The sequence below is a fragment of the Kitasatospora sp. NPDC057223 genome (genome assembly GCF_042669755.1).
Lineage (GTDB): Bacteria > Actinomycetota > Actinomycetes > Streptomycetales > Streptomycetaceae > Kitasatospora.
On the sequence record NZ_JBHUWW010000078.1, the window covers coordinates 1 to 16,357 of the forward strand.

General features: G+C 70.3%; 13 protein-coding genes. 6 read left to right on the forward strand and 7 right to left on the reverse strand.

Annotated features, from left to right (window positions below; all coding sequences use genetic code 11):
- Positions 1 to 46: 46 nt before the first annotated feature.
- The 7 genes from gyrA to dnaA form a co-directional block, all read right to left on the reverse strand.
- The gene (gene gyrA, locus ACFUK0_RS24890) at positions 47 to 2,665 is read right to left on the reverse strand and encodes a DNA gyrase subunit A (RefSeq protein WP_380253819.1); all 2,619 of its coding nucleotides are present in this window, start codon (positions 2,663 to 2,665) and stop codon (positions 47 to 49) included.
- 56 nt (positions 2,666 to 2,721) lie between these two features.
- The gene (gene gyrB / locus ACFUK0_RS24895) at positions 2,722 to 4,746 is read right to left on the reverse strand and encodes a DNA topoisomerase (ATP-hydrolyzing) subunit B (protein ID WP_380253821.1); all 2,025 of its coding nucleotides are present in this window, start codon (positions 4,744 to 4,746) and stop codon (positions 2,722 to 2,724) included.
- Positions 4,747 to 5,014: 268 nt separating this feature from the next.
- Positions 5,015 to 5,539, reverse strand: a complete 525-nt coding sequence (locus tag ACFUK0_RS24900) for a DUF721 domain-containing protein (protein ID WP_380253823.1) — start codon at positions 5,537 to 5,539, stop codon at positions 5,015 to 5,017.
- A 103-nt stretch (positions 5,540 to 5,642) separates the two neighbouring features.
- Entirely contained in the window at positions 5,643 to 6,776 is a 1,134-nt protein-coding gene (gene recF, locus ACFUK0_RS24905; RefSeq protein WP_380253825.1) for a DNA replication/repair protein RecF, read from the reverse strand.
- 39 nt (positions 6,777 to 6,815) lie between these two features.
- Positions 6,816 to 7,691: a phosphogluconate dehydrogenase (NAD(+)-dependent, decarboxylating) gene (gene gnd, locus ACFUK0_RS24910; RefSeq protein ID WP_380253827.1), complete on the reverse strand. Its 876-nt coding sequence runs from the start codon at positions 7,689 to 7,691 to the stop codon at positions 6,816 to 6,818.
- A gap of 215 nt (positions 7,692 to 7,906) precedes the next feature.
- Complete coding sequence (gene dnaN, locus ACFUK0_RS24915; RefSeq protein WP_380253829.1) at positions 7,907 to 9,037, reverse strand: DNA polymerase III subunit beta; 1,131 nt, start codon at positions 9,035 to 9,037, stop codon at positions 7,907 to 7,909.
- A gap of 1,012 nt (positions 9,038 to 10,049) precedes the next feature.
- Complete coding sequence (gene dnaA, locus ACFUK0_RS24920; RefSeq protein WP_380253831.1) at positions 10,050 to 12,059, reverse strand: chromosomal replication initiator protein DnaA; 2,010 nt, start codon at positions 12,057 to 12,059, stop codon at positions 10,050 to 10,052.
- A gap of 436 nt (positions 12,060 to 12,495) precedes the next feature.
- On the opposite strand from dnaA, the gene rpmH reads away from it, so the two are divergent.
- The 6 genes from rpmH (at position 12,496) to rsmG (ending at position 16,175) form a co-directional block, all read left to right on the forward strand.
- Positions 12,496 to 12,633 carry a 50S ribosomal protein L34 gene (gene rpmH / locus ACFUK0_RS24925; protein ID WP_035799375.1) on the forward strand — a complete coding sequence of 46 codons (138 nt, stop codon included), beginning with the start codon at positions 12,496 to 12,498 and terminating at the stop codon, positions 12,631 to 12,633.
- A gap of 18 nt (positions 12,634 to 12,651) precedes the next feature.
- Complete coding sequence (rnpA, locus tag ACFUK0_RS24930) at positions 12,652 to 13,080, forward strand: ribonuclease P protein component (protein WP_380253833.1); 429 nt, start codon at positions 12,652 to 12,654, stop codon at positions 13,078 to 13,080.
- Entirely contained in the window at positions 13,077 to 13,445 is a 369-nt protein-coding gene (gene yidD, locus ACFUK0_RS24935) for a membrane protein insertion efficiency factor YidD (RefSeq protein WP_380253835.1), read from the forward strand. The genes rnpA and yidD overlap by 4 nt, the downstream gene beginning before the upstream one ends.
- Before the next feature lie 3 nt (positions 13,446 to 13,448).
- On the forward strand, positions 13,449 to 14,609 hold the full coding sequence (yidC, locus tag ACFUK0_RS24940) for a membrane protein insertase YidC (RefSeq protein ID WP_380253837.1): 1,161 nt from the start codon (positions 13,449 to 13,451) through the stop codon (positions 14,607 to 14,609).
- Between the two features lie 68 nt (positions 14,610 to 14,677).
- Positions 14,678 to 15,211, forward strand: a complete 534-nt coding sequence (locus tag ACFUK0_RS24945; protein WP_380253839.1) for a protein jag — start codon at positions 14,678 to 14,680, stop codon at positions 15,209 to 15,211.
- 166 nt (positions 15,212 to 15,377) lie between these two features.
- On the forward strand, positions 15,378 to 16,175 hold the full coding sequence (rsmG, locus tag ACFUK0_RS24950; protein ID WP_380253841.1) for a 16S rRNA (guanine(527)-N(7))-methyltransferase RsmG: 798 nt from the start codon (positions 15,378 to 15,380) through the stop codon (positions 16,173 to 16,175).
- The last annotated feature ends 182 nt before the right edge of the window (positions 16,176 to 16,357 follow it).

Genomic DNA, 16,357 nt, shown 5'->3' on the forward strand with positions numbered 1-16,357 from the left:
CCGCCACGCGGGGAGCGTGGCGGTGCCGGCTGCCGGGGGCCCGGGATCAGGCCTGGACGTCCTCGCCGTCCGCCGTCGCCGTGCCTTCTGCAGTCTCTACAGTCTCGATGACGTCGCCGGACCCGGCCGCGATGGCCTCGTCCTCCGCCGTCTCCTCGTCCTCCGCCTCCGCGTTGCGGGCCATGCCCACCACCGCGTCGCGCTTTCCGAGGTTGATCAGTTGGACGCCCATCGTGTCACGTCCGGTTTCACGAACGCCCGAAACTCTGGTGCGGATTACACCACCCGAGAGGGTGATCGCCATGATCTCGTCCGTGGAGTCGACCACCAGGGCGCCGACCAGCGAGCCGCGGCCCTCGACGATCTTCGCCGCCTTGGTGCCGTAGCCGCCTCGCCCCTGGACACGGTACTCGTCCACCCCGGTGCGCTTGGCATAGCCACCGTCCGTCGCGGTGAACACGAAGGTGCCCTCGCGGACGACGTTCATCGACAGCAGCTCGTCGTCCTCGCGGAACGACATGCCCTTCACCCCGGAGGTGGCCCGGCTCATCGGGCGCAGCGACTCGTCGGTCGCGGTGAAGCGGATGGACTGCGCCTTGCGCGACACCAGCAGCAGGTCGTCGTCGGCGGAGACCAGCTCGGCGCCGATCAGCTCGTCGTCGTTGCCGTGCTCGTCCGTCCGCAGGTTGATCGCGATCAGACCGCCGGAGCGCGGGGAGTCGTAGTCCTTGAGCGGGGTCTTCTTGACCAGGCCGGCCCGGGTCGCGAGGACCAGGTACGGCTTGTCCAGGTACGTGCGCACGGCCATCACCTGGGTGATGTGCTCGTCCGGCTGGAAGGCCAGCAGGTTGGCCACGTGCTGGCCGCGGGCGTCGCGCCCGGCGTCCGGCAGCTCGTAGCCCTTGGCGCGGTAGACCCGGCCCTTGTTGGTGAAGAAGAGGATCCAGTTGTGCGTGGTCGTCACGAAGAAGTGGTCGACCAGGTCGTCCTGCTTCAGCTGCGCGCCGCGGACGCCCTTGCCGCCGCGCTTCTGCGAGCGGTAGAGGTCGCTGCGGGTGCGCTTGACGTAGCCGCCACGGGTGATCGTGACGACGATGTCCTCCTCGGCGATGAGGTCCTCGACGGACATGTCACCGTCGAACGGGATCAGGGTGGAGCGCCGCTCGTCGCCGTACTTCTCGACGATCGCGGTCAGTTCCTCCGAGATGATCTCGCGCTGGCGCGGCGGGGAGGCGAGGATCGCGTTGTACTCGTCGATCTTGCGCTGCAGCTCGTCGTGCTCGTCCATGATCCGGCGGCGCTCCAGGGCGGCCAGCCGGCGGAGCTGCATCTCCAGGATCGCGTTGGCCTGCAGCTCGTCGATCGACAGCAGGCCCATCAGGCCGCTGCGGGCCGCGTCCGCGCTGTCCGAGGCCCGGATCAGCGCGATGACCTCGTCGATCAGGTCGAGCGCCTTGAGCAGCGCGCGCAGGATGTGCGCCCGCTCCTCGGCCTTGCGCAGCCGGAAGGTGGTGCGGCGGACGATGACCTCGACCTGGTGGTTGACCCAGTGCCGGATGAAGGCGTCGAGCGAGAGCGTGCGCGGCACACCGTCGACCAGGGCCAGCATGTTGGCGCCGAAGTTGGTCTGCAGGTCGGTGTGCTTGTAGAGGTTGTTCAGCACCACCTTGGCGACGGCGTCGCGCTTGAGCACGACGACCAGGCGCTGGCCGGTGCGCGAGGAGGACTCGTCGCGGACGTCGGCGATGCCGGCGACCTTGCCGTCCTTCACCAGGTCGGCGATCTTCAGCGCCAGGTTGTCCGGGTTGACCTGGTACGGCAGTTCGGTGATCACCAGGCACTGGCGGCCCTGGATCTCCTCGACCTCCACCACCGCGCGCATGGTGATCGAGCCGCGGCCGGTGCGGTACGCGTCCTCGATCCCGCGGCGGCCGACGATCAGCGCACCGGTCGGGAAGTCCGGGGCCTTGATCCGCTCGATCAGGGCTTCCAGCAGCTCCTCGTTGGAGGCCTCGGGGTGCTCCAGCGCCCAGAGCGCGCCGGAGGCGACCTCGCGCAGGTTGTGCGGCGGGATGTTGGTCGCCATGCCGACCGCGATGCCGGTGGCACCGTTGATCAGCAGGTTGGGGATGCGGGCCGGCAGGACGGTCGGCTCCTGCGAGCGGCCGTCGTAGTTGGCGGCGAAGTCGACGGTCTCCTCGTCGATGTCGCGCATCATCTCCATGGCGAGCGGCATCATCTTGCACTCGGTGTAGCGCATGGCCGCCGCCGGGTCGTTGCCCGGGGAGCCGAAGTTGCCGTTGCCGTCCACCAGCGGCATCCGCAGCGACCACGGCTGGGCCAGGCGGACCACGGTGTCGTAGATCGAGGTGTCACCGTGCGGGTGGTAGTTGCCCATCACGTCGCCGACGACGCGGGCGCACTTGTAGTAGCCCTTCTCGGGGCGGTACCCGCCGTCGTACATCGCGTACAGGACGCGCCGGTGCACCGGCTTGAGGCCGTCGCGGACCTCGGGCAGCGCGCGGCTGACGATCACGCTCATCGCGTAGTCGAGGTAGGAGCGCTGCATCTCGGTCTCGAGCTCGATCGGCTCGACCCGGGAGACGAAGACATCGGTGGCGGTACTGTCCGGCTGCTCGCCGTCAGGACGGTTCTCGTCGACCACTGGTGGTCAGTTTCCTTTCACGCGTGACTGGTACGTGGCGGCGGGGGCGGGCCCCGTCACACGTCCAGGAAGCGGACGTCCTTGGCGTTGCGCTGGATGAAGGACCGGCGGGCCTCGACGTCCTCGCCCATCAGGACGGAGAAGAGGTCGTCGGCGCGGGCCGCGTCCTCCAGGGTGATCTGCTGCAGCAGCCGGTGCGCCTGGTCCATGGTGGTGATCCGCAGCTCCTCGGCGTTCATCTCGCCGAGACCCTTGAAGCGCTGGATGGCGTCGTCCTTGGGCAGCCGGCGGCCGGCCGCGAGACCGGCGGCGATCACGGAGTCCTTCTCGCGGTCCGAGTAGACGTAGTCGAAGTCGTCCCGGCCCCACTTGATCTTGTAGAGCGGCGGCATCGCCAGGTAGACGTAGCCGGACTCGACCAGCGGGCGCATGAAGCGGAACAGCAGGGTCAGCAGCAGCGTGCGGATGTGCTGCCCGTCGACGTCGGCGTCCGCCATCAGGACGATCTTGTGATAGCGGAGCTTGGACTCGTCGTAGTCCTCCTGGATGCCGCAGCCGAAGGCCGAGATCAGTGCCTGGACCTCGGTGTTCTGCAGCACCTTGTCGATCCGGGCCTTCTCGACGTTCAGGATCTTGCCGCGGATCGGGAGGATCGCCTGGGTGCGCGGGTCACGGCCCTGCTTGGCGGAGCCGCCGGCGGAGTCGCCCTCGACGATGAAGATCTCGCACTCGGCCGGGTCCTTGGACTGGCAGTCGCTGAGCTTGCCCGGCAGCGAGGCGCTCTCCAGCAGGCCCTTGCGGCGGGTGAGGTCACGCGCCTTGCGGGCCGCGACCCGGGCGGTGGCCGCCTGGATCGACTTCCGGATGATGTCCGAGGCCTCGGTCGGGTGGCGGTCCAGCCAGTCGTTCAGCTGCTCGTGCACCACCTTCTGGACGAAGGTCTTCGCCTCGGTGTTGCCCAGCTTGTCCTTGGTCTGGCCCTCGAACTGCGGCTCGCCGAGCTTGACCGAGATGATCGCGGTCAGACCCTCGCGGATGTCCTCGCCGGAGAGGTTGTCGTCCTTCTCGCGGAGCAGCTTCTTGTCCCGCGCGTAGCGGTTGACCAGCCCGGTCAGCGCCGCGCGGAAACCCTCCTCGTGGGTGCCGCCGCCGTGCGTGTGGATGGTGTTCGCGAAGCTGTAGACACCCTCGGTGTACGAGGAGTTCCACTGCATGGCGATCTCCACCGAGATCGTCTTCTCCTTGTCCTCCGACTCGAAGTCGATCACGGAGGGGTGGATCACCTCGCCCTTGCGGGAGTTGAGGTGCGTCACGAAGTCGGCGATGCCGCCGTCGTACTTGTACGTGACGGAGAGCGGCTTGCCGTCCTCGTCCAGGTGCTCCGGGCGCTCGTCCGTCAGGGCGATGGTCAGGCCCTTGTTCAGGAAGGCCATCTCCTGGAAGCGGCGCGAGAGCGTCTCGAAGGAGTAGACGGTCGTCTCGAAGATGTCCGGGTCGGCCCAGAAGGTGACACTGGTGCCCGTCCGGTCGACCGCCTCGTGCTTCACCAGCGGTGCGGTCGGGGCGCCCTGCTTGTACTCCTGCGTCCAGCGGTGGCCCTCGGTGTGGATCTCCACCGCCAGGCGGGTGGAGAGCGCGTTGACCACCGAGACGCCGACTCCGTGCAGACCGCCGGAGACGGCGTAGCCGCCGCCGCCGAACTTGCCGCCCGCGTGCAGCACCGTCAGCACGACCTCGACGGCCGGCTTGTCCTGCCCGGGGACGTTGCCGACCGGGATACCGCGGCCGTTGTCGACCACCCGGACCCCGCCGTCGGCCAGGATCGTCACGTCGATGGTGTCGGCGTGGCCGGCCATGGCCTCGTCGACGGAGTTGTCCACCACTTCCTGCACGAGGTGGTGGAGCCCGCGCTCGCCCGTCGAGCCGATGTACATGCCGGGGCGCTTGCGGACGGCGTCGAGGCCCTCCAACACCTGGATGGCGTTGGCGTCGTAGGACTTCCCGGTCGCCGGGTCGACGGGTTCTGGGTTCTGGCTGGAGTTGCCGGAATCGGCCACGAAGCGCCCTCTCTGGCACAGCACGGGCCGCATGTTCTCCCACTGGACGGGAGAGCGTGCGACCACGGCGGTTCGACTCGGTTGCTACAAGCAACAGTGTTTGGCTTTCAGTCTACCGGTACGACTGACAGAGATGGGCGTTTGGCAGCCCCTGAGGGCAGATATGCAGCCCGAAACACCCTCTGGACATGTCCCGATACTCGCCCGGGGGGCCCAGACCGCTCAAAAGGGCCGTCAGCGGTTCCAGAGGACGACCGTCCGCCCGCTGCGGACGGCACCGGCGGAGCCGGGCTCACCCCCAGGTGTCGCCGGGCCCCTTGCTCCCGGGCGCGCGCAGCCGCCCGTACCCTCTGACCGGCGCCGCCGGGCCCAGCACCTTGATCGTCTTCACCGTGCCGTGCCCCAGTTCGTGGTTCAGCCGCGCCACCAGCTGGCGGGCCAGCAGGCGCAGCTGGGTGGCCCAGGCGGTCGAGTCGCACTGGACGGTGAGCACGGCCGTCGCCTCCTCGTAGTGCTTCGGCTCACAGTGCGCCGAGATGTTCGGCCCGACGATCTGCGGCCACCGCCCCATCACCCCGCCCACCGCGGCCGGCGCCTCCCAGCCGCGCTCGGTGATCAGCCGGTTCAGCGCGGCTCCCAGCGGCACCGGGTCCCGCCCGTCCGCGCGGGCGCCGCTGCGCAGGCCGTGCCGCTTGGCCTCACGCTTCTCCCGGACCTGCTCGCCGCGCTTGCGCGCCTGCTCCTTGGCGGCCCGCAGCGCGACCCGCGCCAGGTCCACGCCCGAGGGCTCGGGGGACTGCTGCACCGGATCGCTCACGACGATCTCCTTTTCCCCAGGCTGTGGACAGGCCGTCCAGCTTACGAGTCCCGCGGGCTCGCGGGGCACGGCACACAGGAGATCCACGAACCCGCTACCGGGGTCACCGGTCGATCCGGCGGACCTCACCGTCCGCGACCGCGAACCGCACACCCGACAGCGCCTTCGGGACGTCCTCGGCGACCGCCGCCGTCACCAGGACCTGCTCGCCGCCCGCCACCAGCTCCGCCAGCCGGTCCCGGCGCCGGGCGTCCAGCTCCGCGAACACGTCGTCCAGGATCAGCACCGGCTCCCCGCCGTCCGCCCGCAGCAGCTCGTACGAGGCCAGCCGCAGGGCCAGCGCGTACGACCAGGACTCACCGTGGCTCGCGTAGCCCTTCGCGGGCAGCGGCCCCAGTCGCAGCACCAGTTCGTCGCGGTGCGGGCCGACCAGGGTCAGGCCGCGGTCGATCTCCTGCTTGCGGGCCGCCAGCAGCGCCCCGAGCAGCTGCTCCTCGGCCTGCTCGCGGCTGGCCGGCAGCTCGCCCTCGAAGGAGCTGCGGTACTCCAGCACCGTCTCACCGGCACCGGGGGCCAGTTGTTCGTACGCCTGGTGCACCAACGGCTGCAGAGCGGCCACCAGTTGGATCCGGAAGGCCGTCAACTCGGCTCCGGCGCGGGCCAGGTGGCCGTCCCAGATCTCCAGGGTGGAGAGGTCGCCGCCCTTGCCGCCACCGCCCCGGCGGGCCATCGCGGCCGTCTTCAACAGGGCGTTGCGCTGCTTCAGCACCCGCTCGTAGTCCGACCGCACCCCGGCCAGCCGCGGGGCCCTGGCGGTGAGCAACTCGTCCAGGAACCGGCGCCGTTCACCCGGATCGCCCTTGACCAGCGAGAGGTCCTCCGGGGCGAACAGGACGGTGCGCAGCAGGCCCAGCACGTCGCGCGGGCGGACGTTGTCGGAGCGGTTGATCCGGGCCCGGTTGGCCTTGCCCGGGGTGATCTCCAGCTCCACCAGGGTGCTGCGGGTGCCCGCGGTGATCGAGGTGCGGACGACGGCCCGCTCGGCGCCGAGCCGGATCAGCGGGGCTTCGGTGGCCACCCGGTGGCTGCCCAGGGTGGCGACGTAGCCGATCGCCTCCACCAGGTTGGTCTTGCCCTGGCCGTTGGGGCCCACGAACGCCGTCACGCCCGGGTCGAGGGGAACCTCGGCCCGGGCGTACGAGCGGAAGTCGGCGAGCGACAGATGCGCTACATGCATGGGTGTGGACTGCGCTCGCCTTCTGGGCCTGCCGCCGGCTTACTTGTTCTCGACCGCGTGCCCGCCGAACTGGTTGCGCAGCGCGGCGATCATCTTCATCTGCGGGGAGTCGTCCTGGCGGGACGCGAAGCGGGCGAACAGCGAGGCCGTGATCGCGGGCAGCGGCACCGCGTGGTCGATGGCGGCCTCGACCGTCCAGCGGCCCTCGCCGGAGTCCGCGGCCCAGCCCTTGAGCTGGGCGAGGTGCTCGTCGTCGTCCAGCGCGCGGACGGCGAGGTCGAGCAGCCAGGAGCGGATGACCGTGCCCTCCTGCCAGCTGCGGAAGACCTCGCGCACGTCGGTGACCTCGGGGGCCGCCTCCAGCAGCTCCCAGCCCTCGGCGAAGGCCTGCATCATGGCGTACTCGATGCCGTTGTGGACCATCTTCGCGAAGTGGCCCGCGCCGACCGCGCCCGCGTGGACCGAGCCGAACTCGCCCTCGGGCTTGAGCGCCTCGAAGACCGGGAGGGCCTTGGCGACGTGCTCGGCGTCGCCGCCGTACATCAGCGCGTAGCCGTTCTCCAGGCCCCAGACGCCGCCGGAGACACCGCAGTCGACGAAGCCGATGCCCTTGGCGGCCAGCGACTCGGCGTGCTTGATGTCGTCCGTCCAGCGCGAGTTGCCGCCGTCGACGACGACGTCACCGGGGGAGAGCAGCTCGGCGAGCTCGTCGACGGTGGCCTGGGTCGCGGCGCCTGCCGGGACCATCACCCACACCACGCGCGGGCCCTGGAGCTTGTTGACGAGCTCCTGCAGGCTGGCGACGTCGGAGACGTCGGGGTTGCGGTCGTAGCCGATGACGGTGTGGCCGGCGCGGCGGATCCGCTCGCGCATGTTGCCGCCCATCTTGCCGAGACCGATGAGGCCGAGCTCCATGACCAATCCTTACCTGTGGTGACGTGCCTTTACGGCGGCGCCGTTGCCGCACAGATTGAGCCTACGCCGGGAGCGGGTCCGCCCCGGGCGGGCGGGGCGCCGACACAACCGGCGCGGCCTCCGCCGGTCGGCTGACCGGCGGAGGCCGTCCACAGGTTGTGCACAGCCTGTGGGTACAGCGAGGGTGACCGGCCGGGGCCGGCGGCTTCGACCGGTCAGCCGGAGAGGCGGACCGGCATGATCAGGTACTGGTAGGCCTCGTCCGCCTCGGCGTCCACCGCGGGCTTGCCGCTGAGCAGGGCGGGCTTGGTCGAGGTGGTGAAGCTGAGCTGCGCGTACGCGGAGTCGATGGCCTTGAGGCCTTCCTCCAGGTAACCCGGGTTGAAGGCGATCGAGATGTCGTCGCCCTCCAGGTCCGCGTCGATCCGCTCGGTCGCCTGGGCGTCGTCGCCCGAGCCGGCCTCCAGCGTCAGGACGCCCTGCTCGAAGTTGAGCCGGACGGGGGTGTTGCGCTCGGCCACCAGCGAGACGCGCTTCAGCGCGTCCAGGAAGGGCTGGGTCTGGATCGCCGCGACCGCGTTGAACTCGGTCGGGAAGAGGCTGCGGAACTTCGGGAACTCACCCTCCAGCAGGCGGGTGGTCGTCCGGCGGCCGGCGCCCTCGAAGCCGATCAGGCCCTCGCCCGCGCCGCCCGAGGCCAGCGCGATCGAGACGGTGTCGCCACTGCCCAGGGACTTCGCGATGTCCTGGAGGGTCTTGGCGGGCACCAGCGCGACCGCCGAGATGTCGGCCTGCTCGGGCTTCCACATCAGGTCGCGGACGGCGAAGCGGTAGCGGTCGGTGGCGGCCAGGGTGATCCGGTCGCCCTCGATCTCGACCCGGACGCCGGTGAGCACCGGCAGCGTGTCGTCACGGCCGGCGGCGACCGCGGCCTGGGCGACCGCCGAGGCGAAGACGTCGCCCGGGACGGTGCCGGTGGCGGTGGGCATCTGGGGCAGCGCCGGGTACTCGTCCACCGGGAGGGTGGGGAGGGTGAACCGGGAACTGCCGCAGACCACGCTGACCCGCTGGCCGTCGGTGGAGATCTCCACAGGCCTGTTGGGAAGGTTGCGCGAGATGTCGTTCAGCAGCCGCCCGGAGACCAGGACGGTGCCGGACTCCTCGACGTCCGCCTCCAGCTCGACCCGAGCCGAGACCTCGTAGTCGAACCCGGAGAGGGCCAGGCGGCCCTCCTGGGCCGTCAGCAGCAGGCCGGCCAGCACCGGCACCGGCGGCCGCGCCGGGAGGCTGCGAGCAGCCCAGGCCACCGCCTCCGCGAGGACGTCACGCTCCACCCGGAACTTCACCGGTAACCGCCTCCTGGACGCGAGCTGTCGCTCGCAGGTCTCTGATTCGTCTTGATCGTCTGAGTGGCACCTGCCCGCCGAGCGCTGCCACTCCGCATCCGGTTGCCGAAGGACAGTCTGACGTACTCCACCGACAGACGGGGCAGACGGGCGGAAGCAGGCCGAACAGATGTCGGGACCGGCTTGTCCACAGATTTCGGCCCACCCCACTGTTAAGCATCTTCAGGGGTCTATAGGTGTAGTGGTAGTAGTAGGGCCTGTGGATACCGTGGATAACCTTGTTTTCGCAGGTCAGACCACGTTTTTTGTCCACAGTGGGTGTGGACGGCACCGGTGGATAACCAGGGCCCGCTGTGGACGGCGGAGCGTTACCCACAGCACACGCTGTGTATCCACAGGTTATCCCCAGGCCCGTCCCCAGATCGCGGCCGGGTTATCCACGGGGCCCGGTCAACGTTACGTGACGGCTTTCACACCGGCGAATGAACGGAGCCCCAATGTTGTCGAACTGTGGACACGGCTGTGGAGAAGTTGGGGATAACCCGTCCGGCCCTGGGGACGAGCGGTGGACAACCCGAACGGCCCCCTGACGGCCCATTCGTTGTCCACAGCCTGTGGACAACGGTTGTGCACAAGTACACAGGCAGCTGACCTGCGCTGAAGAGCGTAGCGGCGCCGCACCTGTGGAGGAATTCGGGATAACTTCCGGCTCCCCAGGCTGTGGACGGGGAAAAACACCCGTACCTGTGGATGACGGCCCTGCCCGCCCGACCTGTTCGAATCCTTGGTCAGATGTTCGGCGCGGCAGCCGGCCTGGCGGATCGTCCGCCGAGGTGATCCTGCCCGCCCGGCGCCGCTCTACACCCCGTACGGCAGCCGTTGTGCCCGGCCGGCCCGGTGCCCGGGGACCGCTCGCGGGGCGGCCGGCGCGGGCGCCCCGCGGGACATGCGGAAGGGGCGCCGGGGACCCTGCCCCGACACCCCTGTGGATGCCTCAACCGCCGCTGTGCGGCTAGCTCTTGATGCGGTTGGTCAGCTCCGTGACCTGGTTGTAGATCGAGCGGCGCTCGGCCATCAGCGAGCGGATCTTGCGGTCGGCGTGCATCACCGTGGTGTGGTCGCGGCCGCCGAACTGCGCGCCGATCTTCGGCAGTGAGAGGTCGGTGAGTTCGCGACAGAGGTACATCGCGATCTGACGGGCCGTCACCAGTACTCGGCTGCGCGAGGATCCGCACAGGTCGTCGACGCCCAGGCCGAAGTACGCGGCGGTCTGCTGCATGATGACCTGCGCGGTGATCTCCGGCCCGGCGTCCTCGTCGCCGCCGGGGATGAGGTCCTTCAGGACGATCCCGGCGAGTTCCAGGTCGACCGGCGCGCGGTTCAGGTTGGCGAACGCCGTGACGCGGATCAGCGCGCCCTCCAGCTCCCGGATGTTGCGGGTGATCCGGGAGGCGATGAACTCCAGCACGTCGGCGGGGGCGTTCAGTTGCTCCTGGATCGCCTTCTTGCGCAGGATCGCGATCCGGGTCTCCAGCTCCGGCGGGGTGACGTCGGTGATCAGCCCCCACTCGAACCGGTTGCGGAGCCGGTCCTCCAGCGTGATCAGCTGCTTGGGCGGCCGGTCCGAGGAGAGCACGATCTGCTTGTTGGCGTTGTGCAGGGTGTTGAAGGTGTGGAAGAACTCCTCCTGCGTGGACTCCTTGCTCGCCAGGAACTGCACGTCGTCCACGAGCAGGATGTCCATGTCCCGGTACCGCTTGCGGAACGCGTCCGCCTTGCCGTCCCGGATCGAGTTGATGAACTCGTTGGTGAACTCCTCCGAACTCACGTACCGCACCCGGGTTCCCGGGAAGAGGCTGCGCGAGTAGTGCCCGATGGCGTGCAGCAGGTGGGTCTTGCCGAGGCCGGACTCGCCGTAGATGAAGAGCGGGTTGTACGCCTTGGCCGGGGCCTCGGCGACCGCCACCGCCGCCGCGTGCGCGAAGCGGTTGCTCGCGCCGATGACGAAGGTGTCGAAGAGGTACTTGGGGTTCAGCCGGGCGGCCGGCTCGTCCTTGCGGGAGCCGCCGGCCGGGGGAGCGCCGGGCGGGGCGGGCACACCCGGGCTCGGGCTGCGCTCCGGCAGTCCGGGGCGGGCGGAGCGCTCGGGTGGCTGGACCTGGGGCCGCCCGCCCGGGGCCGCGCGGCGGCGGTTGTCGGGCAGCAGCGGGCCGGCGTCCGGCGCCTCGTGGTCGGGCCGGCCGGGGGCACCGGGGGAGCGGCGGCCGCCGGGGCGGCCCTGCTCTCCGGCCGGGGGCCCGTACGCGCCGCCGAAGAGGTCGCCCTGGGCGTTCGCCGGGTTGCCCGGGTGCTCGCCCTGCTCGCGGTAGCCGGGGCGCGGCGGCTGGTCCTGGCCCGGGTAGCCGCCCTGGCTGTCCCAGCCCGGCTCACCGCCCTCGGAGCGCGGCCAGGACTGCGCGGCGCCGCCGTACGGGGCCGGCCGCTGCTCGTAGCCGGCGGTGTCGTACCGGCCGCGCTCGTAGCCCTGGTCGTAGGAGCGGTCGTAGGGGCGGCCGTACTCGCCGCCGGCCGGGGGGTACGCCTCCGGCCGGCCGGAGCGGTAGCCCTGCTCGTCGCGGTAGGGGGGCTGGGCGGACTGCTGCTCGGACCAGTCGGCCGGGTGGTCCTGGCCGGAGCCCTGGCGGTCGTCGTCGGCGCCCTGGGCGGGCTGGCCGGGCTCCGGCTGCGGGACGACCGGCGCGCTGGCCGGCGGGACGGCGTTGGCGTCGACCATCACCGCGATCCGGACCGGGCGGCCGAACTCGCGGCTCAGGGCGTCGCTGAGCAGCGGCAGCAGCCGGCCCTCCAGCACCTGCTTGGCGAACTCGTTCGGTGCCGCGAGCAGGGCGGTGTCGTGCATCATCCACATCGGCTGGGTGCGCCGCACCCACTGCTTGTCCTTGTCACCGACATCCGGGTCGTTGACCAGCCGCTCGACGACCCTCGCCCAGACCGGGACGAGATCGCTGTTGACTTCAGCCACTGGTGCACGCTTTCTCGGTTCCCCGCGGCTCCAGCAGGGGGTGATGGATCCAGAACTGTTGATCGGAGAAGGATCGAAGAACAAACCAGACAAGTCCTGCAACGGTAGTCAGCGGGCAGAGCTGATTCAAGTCGTTGTCCACAGGCTGTGGGCGAACGCGAACCCGCAGCCCCGGGGCGTGCCGACACCCGGTTTGACCCCCGGACCCGCCGCCGCGTACCGTAACCAGGTCGAGTTGTCGATGGCCGCTGCCGCATGTCCGCGGGTCCACCCGCTTCACATAGGGCGCGCAGCACGGGCGCCGTGGATTGTCCAGAAACCCAGCAGACCTGGGAAGACGGACCGGAATCCCTGATCCAAAAGGGAGATCACGCGGACGCACGGTGACGGCCAAGCGACCCCCCGTCATCCTACGATTCACCCCAGGAGCCCCCGAGTGAGCAAGCGCACCTTCCAGCCGAACAACCGTCGTCGCGCGAAGACCCACGGCTTCCGGCTGCGGATGCGTACCCGCGCCGGCCGCGCCATCCTGGCGACCCGCCGCGCCAAGGGCCGTACCAACATCTCCGCCTGATCCGCGCCAGAGTCTGTTGTGCTGCCCTCCGAGAACCGGCTGCGGCGGCGCCAGGACTTCGCGACCGCGGTGAAACGCGGTCGCCGGGCCGGCCGGCCCCTGCTGGTCGTCCATCTCAGCAGAGATGGTGACCCCAGGGGGCAGGCCGACCGGACGAGCGACTTCCACCCGCACGTCGCCGAGGGGACTCCTTCGGCGCGTGCGGGTTTCGTCGTGAGCAAGGCCGTGGGTTCCGCGGTCGTGCGCAACCTGGTGAAGCGCCGTCTGCGGCACCTGGTCCGTGATCGTCTGTCCAGGCTGCCCGCCGGTAGCCTGATAGTGGTGCGCGCACTCCCCCCCGCGGGGTCCGCCTCGTACCACGATCTTGAGCATGACCTGGACGCGGCACTGAAAAGGCTGCTCCGGGTGGAGCCGACCGCCACCGCGGCGACAGGAGCAGGGCGATGAAGTACCTGCTGATGGGTCTGATCCGGGTCTACCAGTGGACCATCAGCCCGCTGCTCGGTCCGGTCTGCCGCTACTACCCGTCGTGCTCCCACTACGGCTACGAGGCCGTACGGGTGCACGGTGCCGTCAAGGGCAGCGGCCTGACCGCGTGGCGCATCCTGCGCTGCAACCCGTGGACACCCGGCGGGGTGGACCACGTACCGGCGCGCAAGCACCCGGTGTGGCACCGCCGGCTGCGTGACCTGTTGAACTCCCGTGGCAGGGCCGTCGCCGGACCGCCGGTGCACGAGCCTTCCGCCGGCCCGGAGCCCGAGGGCCCGGCGACCATTGGCCCGGCGGCCAATCCCAATGTCCAAGGAGCCTGACCGGTGACCTTCTCCTTCCTGAACCCCTTGTACACAGCGGTGTCCTGGATCATCGTCCAGTTCCACTCGCTGTACAGCCACGTCTTCGACCCGGACGGCGGCTGGGCCTGGGGTCTCGCCATCGCGTCGATGGTGATCGTCATCCGGATCTGCCTGATCCCGCTCTTCGTGAAGCAGATCAAGGCGACCCGGGCCATGCAGGCGATCCAGCCGAAGATGAAGGCCATCCAGGAGCGCTACAAGAACGACAAGCAGCGCCAGTCCGAAGAGATGATGAAGCTGTACAAGGAGGCGGGCACCAACCCGTTCTCCAGCTGCCTTCCGATCATCGTTCAGGCGCCGTTCTTCACCGCCCTCTACGGCGTGCTCGCCTCGGTCGCCAAGAACAAGCCGATCGGTGTCATCGACGGCGCCCTGCTGGTCAGCGCCGGCAAGGCGCACATCTTCGGCGCGCCGCTGTCCGCCACCTTCCTGAGCAGCAACGAGGTCAGCGTCAAGATCGTCACCGCCGTGATGATCATCCTGATGTCCGCCTCGCAGTTCATCACCCAGCGCCAGCTGATGACCAAGAACATGGACCTCACGGTCAAGACGCCGTTCATGCAGCAGCAGAAGATGCTGATGTACGTCTTCCCGATCATGTTCGCCGTGATGGGCATCAACTTCCCCGTCGGTGTCCTCGTGTACTGGCTGACCACCAACATCTGGTCCATGGGCCAGCAGCTGATCGTCATCCGCAACAACCCGACGCCCGGCAGCCAGGCCTGGGACGAGCGCCAGGCCCGCCTGAAGAAGGCCGGCCGGCTCAACCCGGACGGCACCGTGATCAAGGGCAAGCTGTTCGGCCTGCTGCCGGCCCCCACCAACAAGACCGCCTCCGCCGAGTCCGTCGTCGAGGAGTCGGTCCAGGTCCGCCGCCAGCAGCCGCGCAAGCTCACCAAGGCCCAGCGGGCCCAGGGCACCGTCGGCGCGCCTGCCAGCCTGACCAAGGACGACGAGGCGCAGCCGGCCGAGCCCGAGGACGCCGCGCCGGCCGACTCCGGGACGACCGCCAAGCAGGACCCGGCCAAGCCGGCGCCCAAGCAGGCAGCCGTCCGGCAGGGCACCCGCCAGCAGCCGAAGCGCGGCGGCCAGGGCGGCCAGCGGCCGAAGAAGAAGTCCTGACCGGACGTCTCCCCGATCTTCGTTCCCCGGCCCACCAACCTGGGCCCCACTTCCGAAGGAGTCCATCAGTGACGGAAGGCACCACCACCTCCGCTGCCGAGGTCGAGGCCGAGGCCGGCGCCGACGACAGCCTCATCTCGCGGCTGGAGCAGGAGGGCGAGATCGCGGCCGACTACCTGGAGGGTCTGCTCGACATCGCGGACCTCGACGGTGACATCGACATGGACGTCGAGGGCGACCGCGCCCTGGTCTCCATCGTCGGTGAGGGCAACGACCGCTCGCTGCAGCGCCTCGTCGGCCAGGACGGCGAGGTGCTGGAGGCCCTGCAGGAGCTGACCCGGCTGGCCGTCCACCGGGAGACCGGCGAGCGCAGCCGCCTGATGCTCGACATCGCCGGCTTCCGGGCCCGCAAGCGCTCCGAGCTGGCGGCCCTGGGCGCCGAGGCGGCCGAGCAGGTGAAGAGCACCGGCGAGCAGGTCAAGCTGCGGCCGATGACGCCCTTCGAGCGCAAGGTCGTCCATGACGCGGTCGCCGCGGCCGGACTGCGCAGCGAGTCCGAGGGCGAGGAGCCCGAGCGTTTCGTGGTTGTCCTGCCGGGCTGACACCGGTGGCATCGCTGGCCGGGGGCCACGATGAGGTCCGACCCCGTCCGCCGTGTGCGGGCGGGGTCGTCGTCTCCTTTGCGGAGTGCACCGTTTGGCGAGAGATGTTTCACGTGAAACGGTGCTGTAGTGCGGGTCGGTGGAATCGGTGAGCGGAGAGGCTGAGATGGACACGGAGAGTGGGGCTCCCGAGGGCGGCGAGGCAGCCGCCGAGGGCGCGGTGGGGCCCGGCGAGGCGCCGGCGGCGGCGCGGGCGATCTTCGGGGACCGTTTCGAGTCCGCGGTGCGCTACACCGAGCTGCTCGCCACGGCGGGGGTCCAGCGGGGGCTGATCGGCCCGCGCGAGGTGCCGCGGCTCTGGGACCGCCACGTACTGAACTGCGCCGTGCTGGCCGAGCTGCTGCCCGTCGGGGCCTCGCTCTGCGACGTCGGCTCCGGCGCCGGGCTGCCCGGCATTCCGGTCGCGCTGGCCCGGCCCGACGTCTCGGTCACCCTGCTGGAGCCGCTGCTGCGCCGGACCACCTTCCTGGAGGAGGTGGTCCGGGAGCTCGGCCTGGAGAACGTCACGGTGCTGCGCGGCCGGGCCGAGGAGATGGTCGGCAAGCTCGCGGTGGACATCGTCACCGCCCGCGCGGTGGCGCCGCTGGACCGGCTGGCCGGCTGGGGCATGCCGCTGCTGCGCCCGCACGGGCAGATGCTGGCCCTCAAGGGTGACAGTGCCGAGCAGGAGCTCGCCGACACCCGGGCGGGACTCACCAAGCTGGGTGCGGTCTCCTGGTCGGTCATCTCGGTGGGGGAGGGGACGCTGGAGACCTCGACCCGGGTGATCCAGGTCCAGGCGGGGGAGAGCCCCGGCGGCGTGAAGGCCGCGACCCGGCGGGCCAGGGCGGCCCGGGCGGGCCGCTCGACCACCGGCAAGGCGCCCGAGCGCGGCCGTGGTGGCGCGGGCCGTCGGCGGCGCTGACCGGTACCGCTCCACAGTGTGATCGTCCGGACGGGCGGGTGGCCCCGGGGCCACCCGCCCGTTCCCTTGCCCGCGCCCGCCCGGTTCTGCGGCCGGCCCACCGTCCGGAGACCCACGGGTGGCCATCAGGGTGACATCGGACGACCGGAGTGTCGCAGCGTCAGATTTCCGACATAGCGGGC

Coding starts and splice junctions, on each gene's coding strand:
- recF (WP_380253825.1), bottom strand. CDS start 6,776: ATGCATGTAGCGCATCTGTCGCTCGCCGACTTCCGCTCGTACGCCCGG.
- gnd (WP_380253827.1), bottom strand. CDS start 7,691: ATGGAGCTCGGCCTCATCGGTCTCGGCAAGATGGGCGGCAACATGCGC.
- yidD (WP_380253835.1), top strand. CDS start 13,077: ATGAAGTACCTGCTGATGGGTCTGATCCGGGTCTACCAGTGGACCATC.
- rsmG (WP_380253841.1), top strand. CDS start 15,378: ATGGACACGGAGAGTGGGGCTCCCGAGGGCGGCGAGGCAGCCGCCGAG.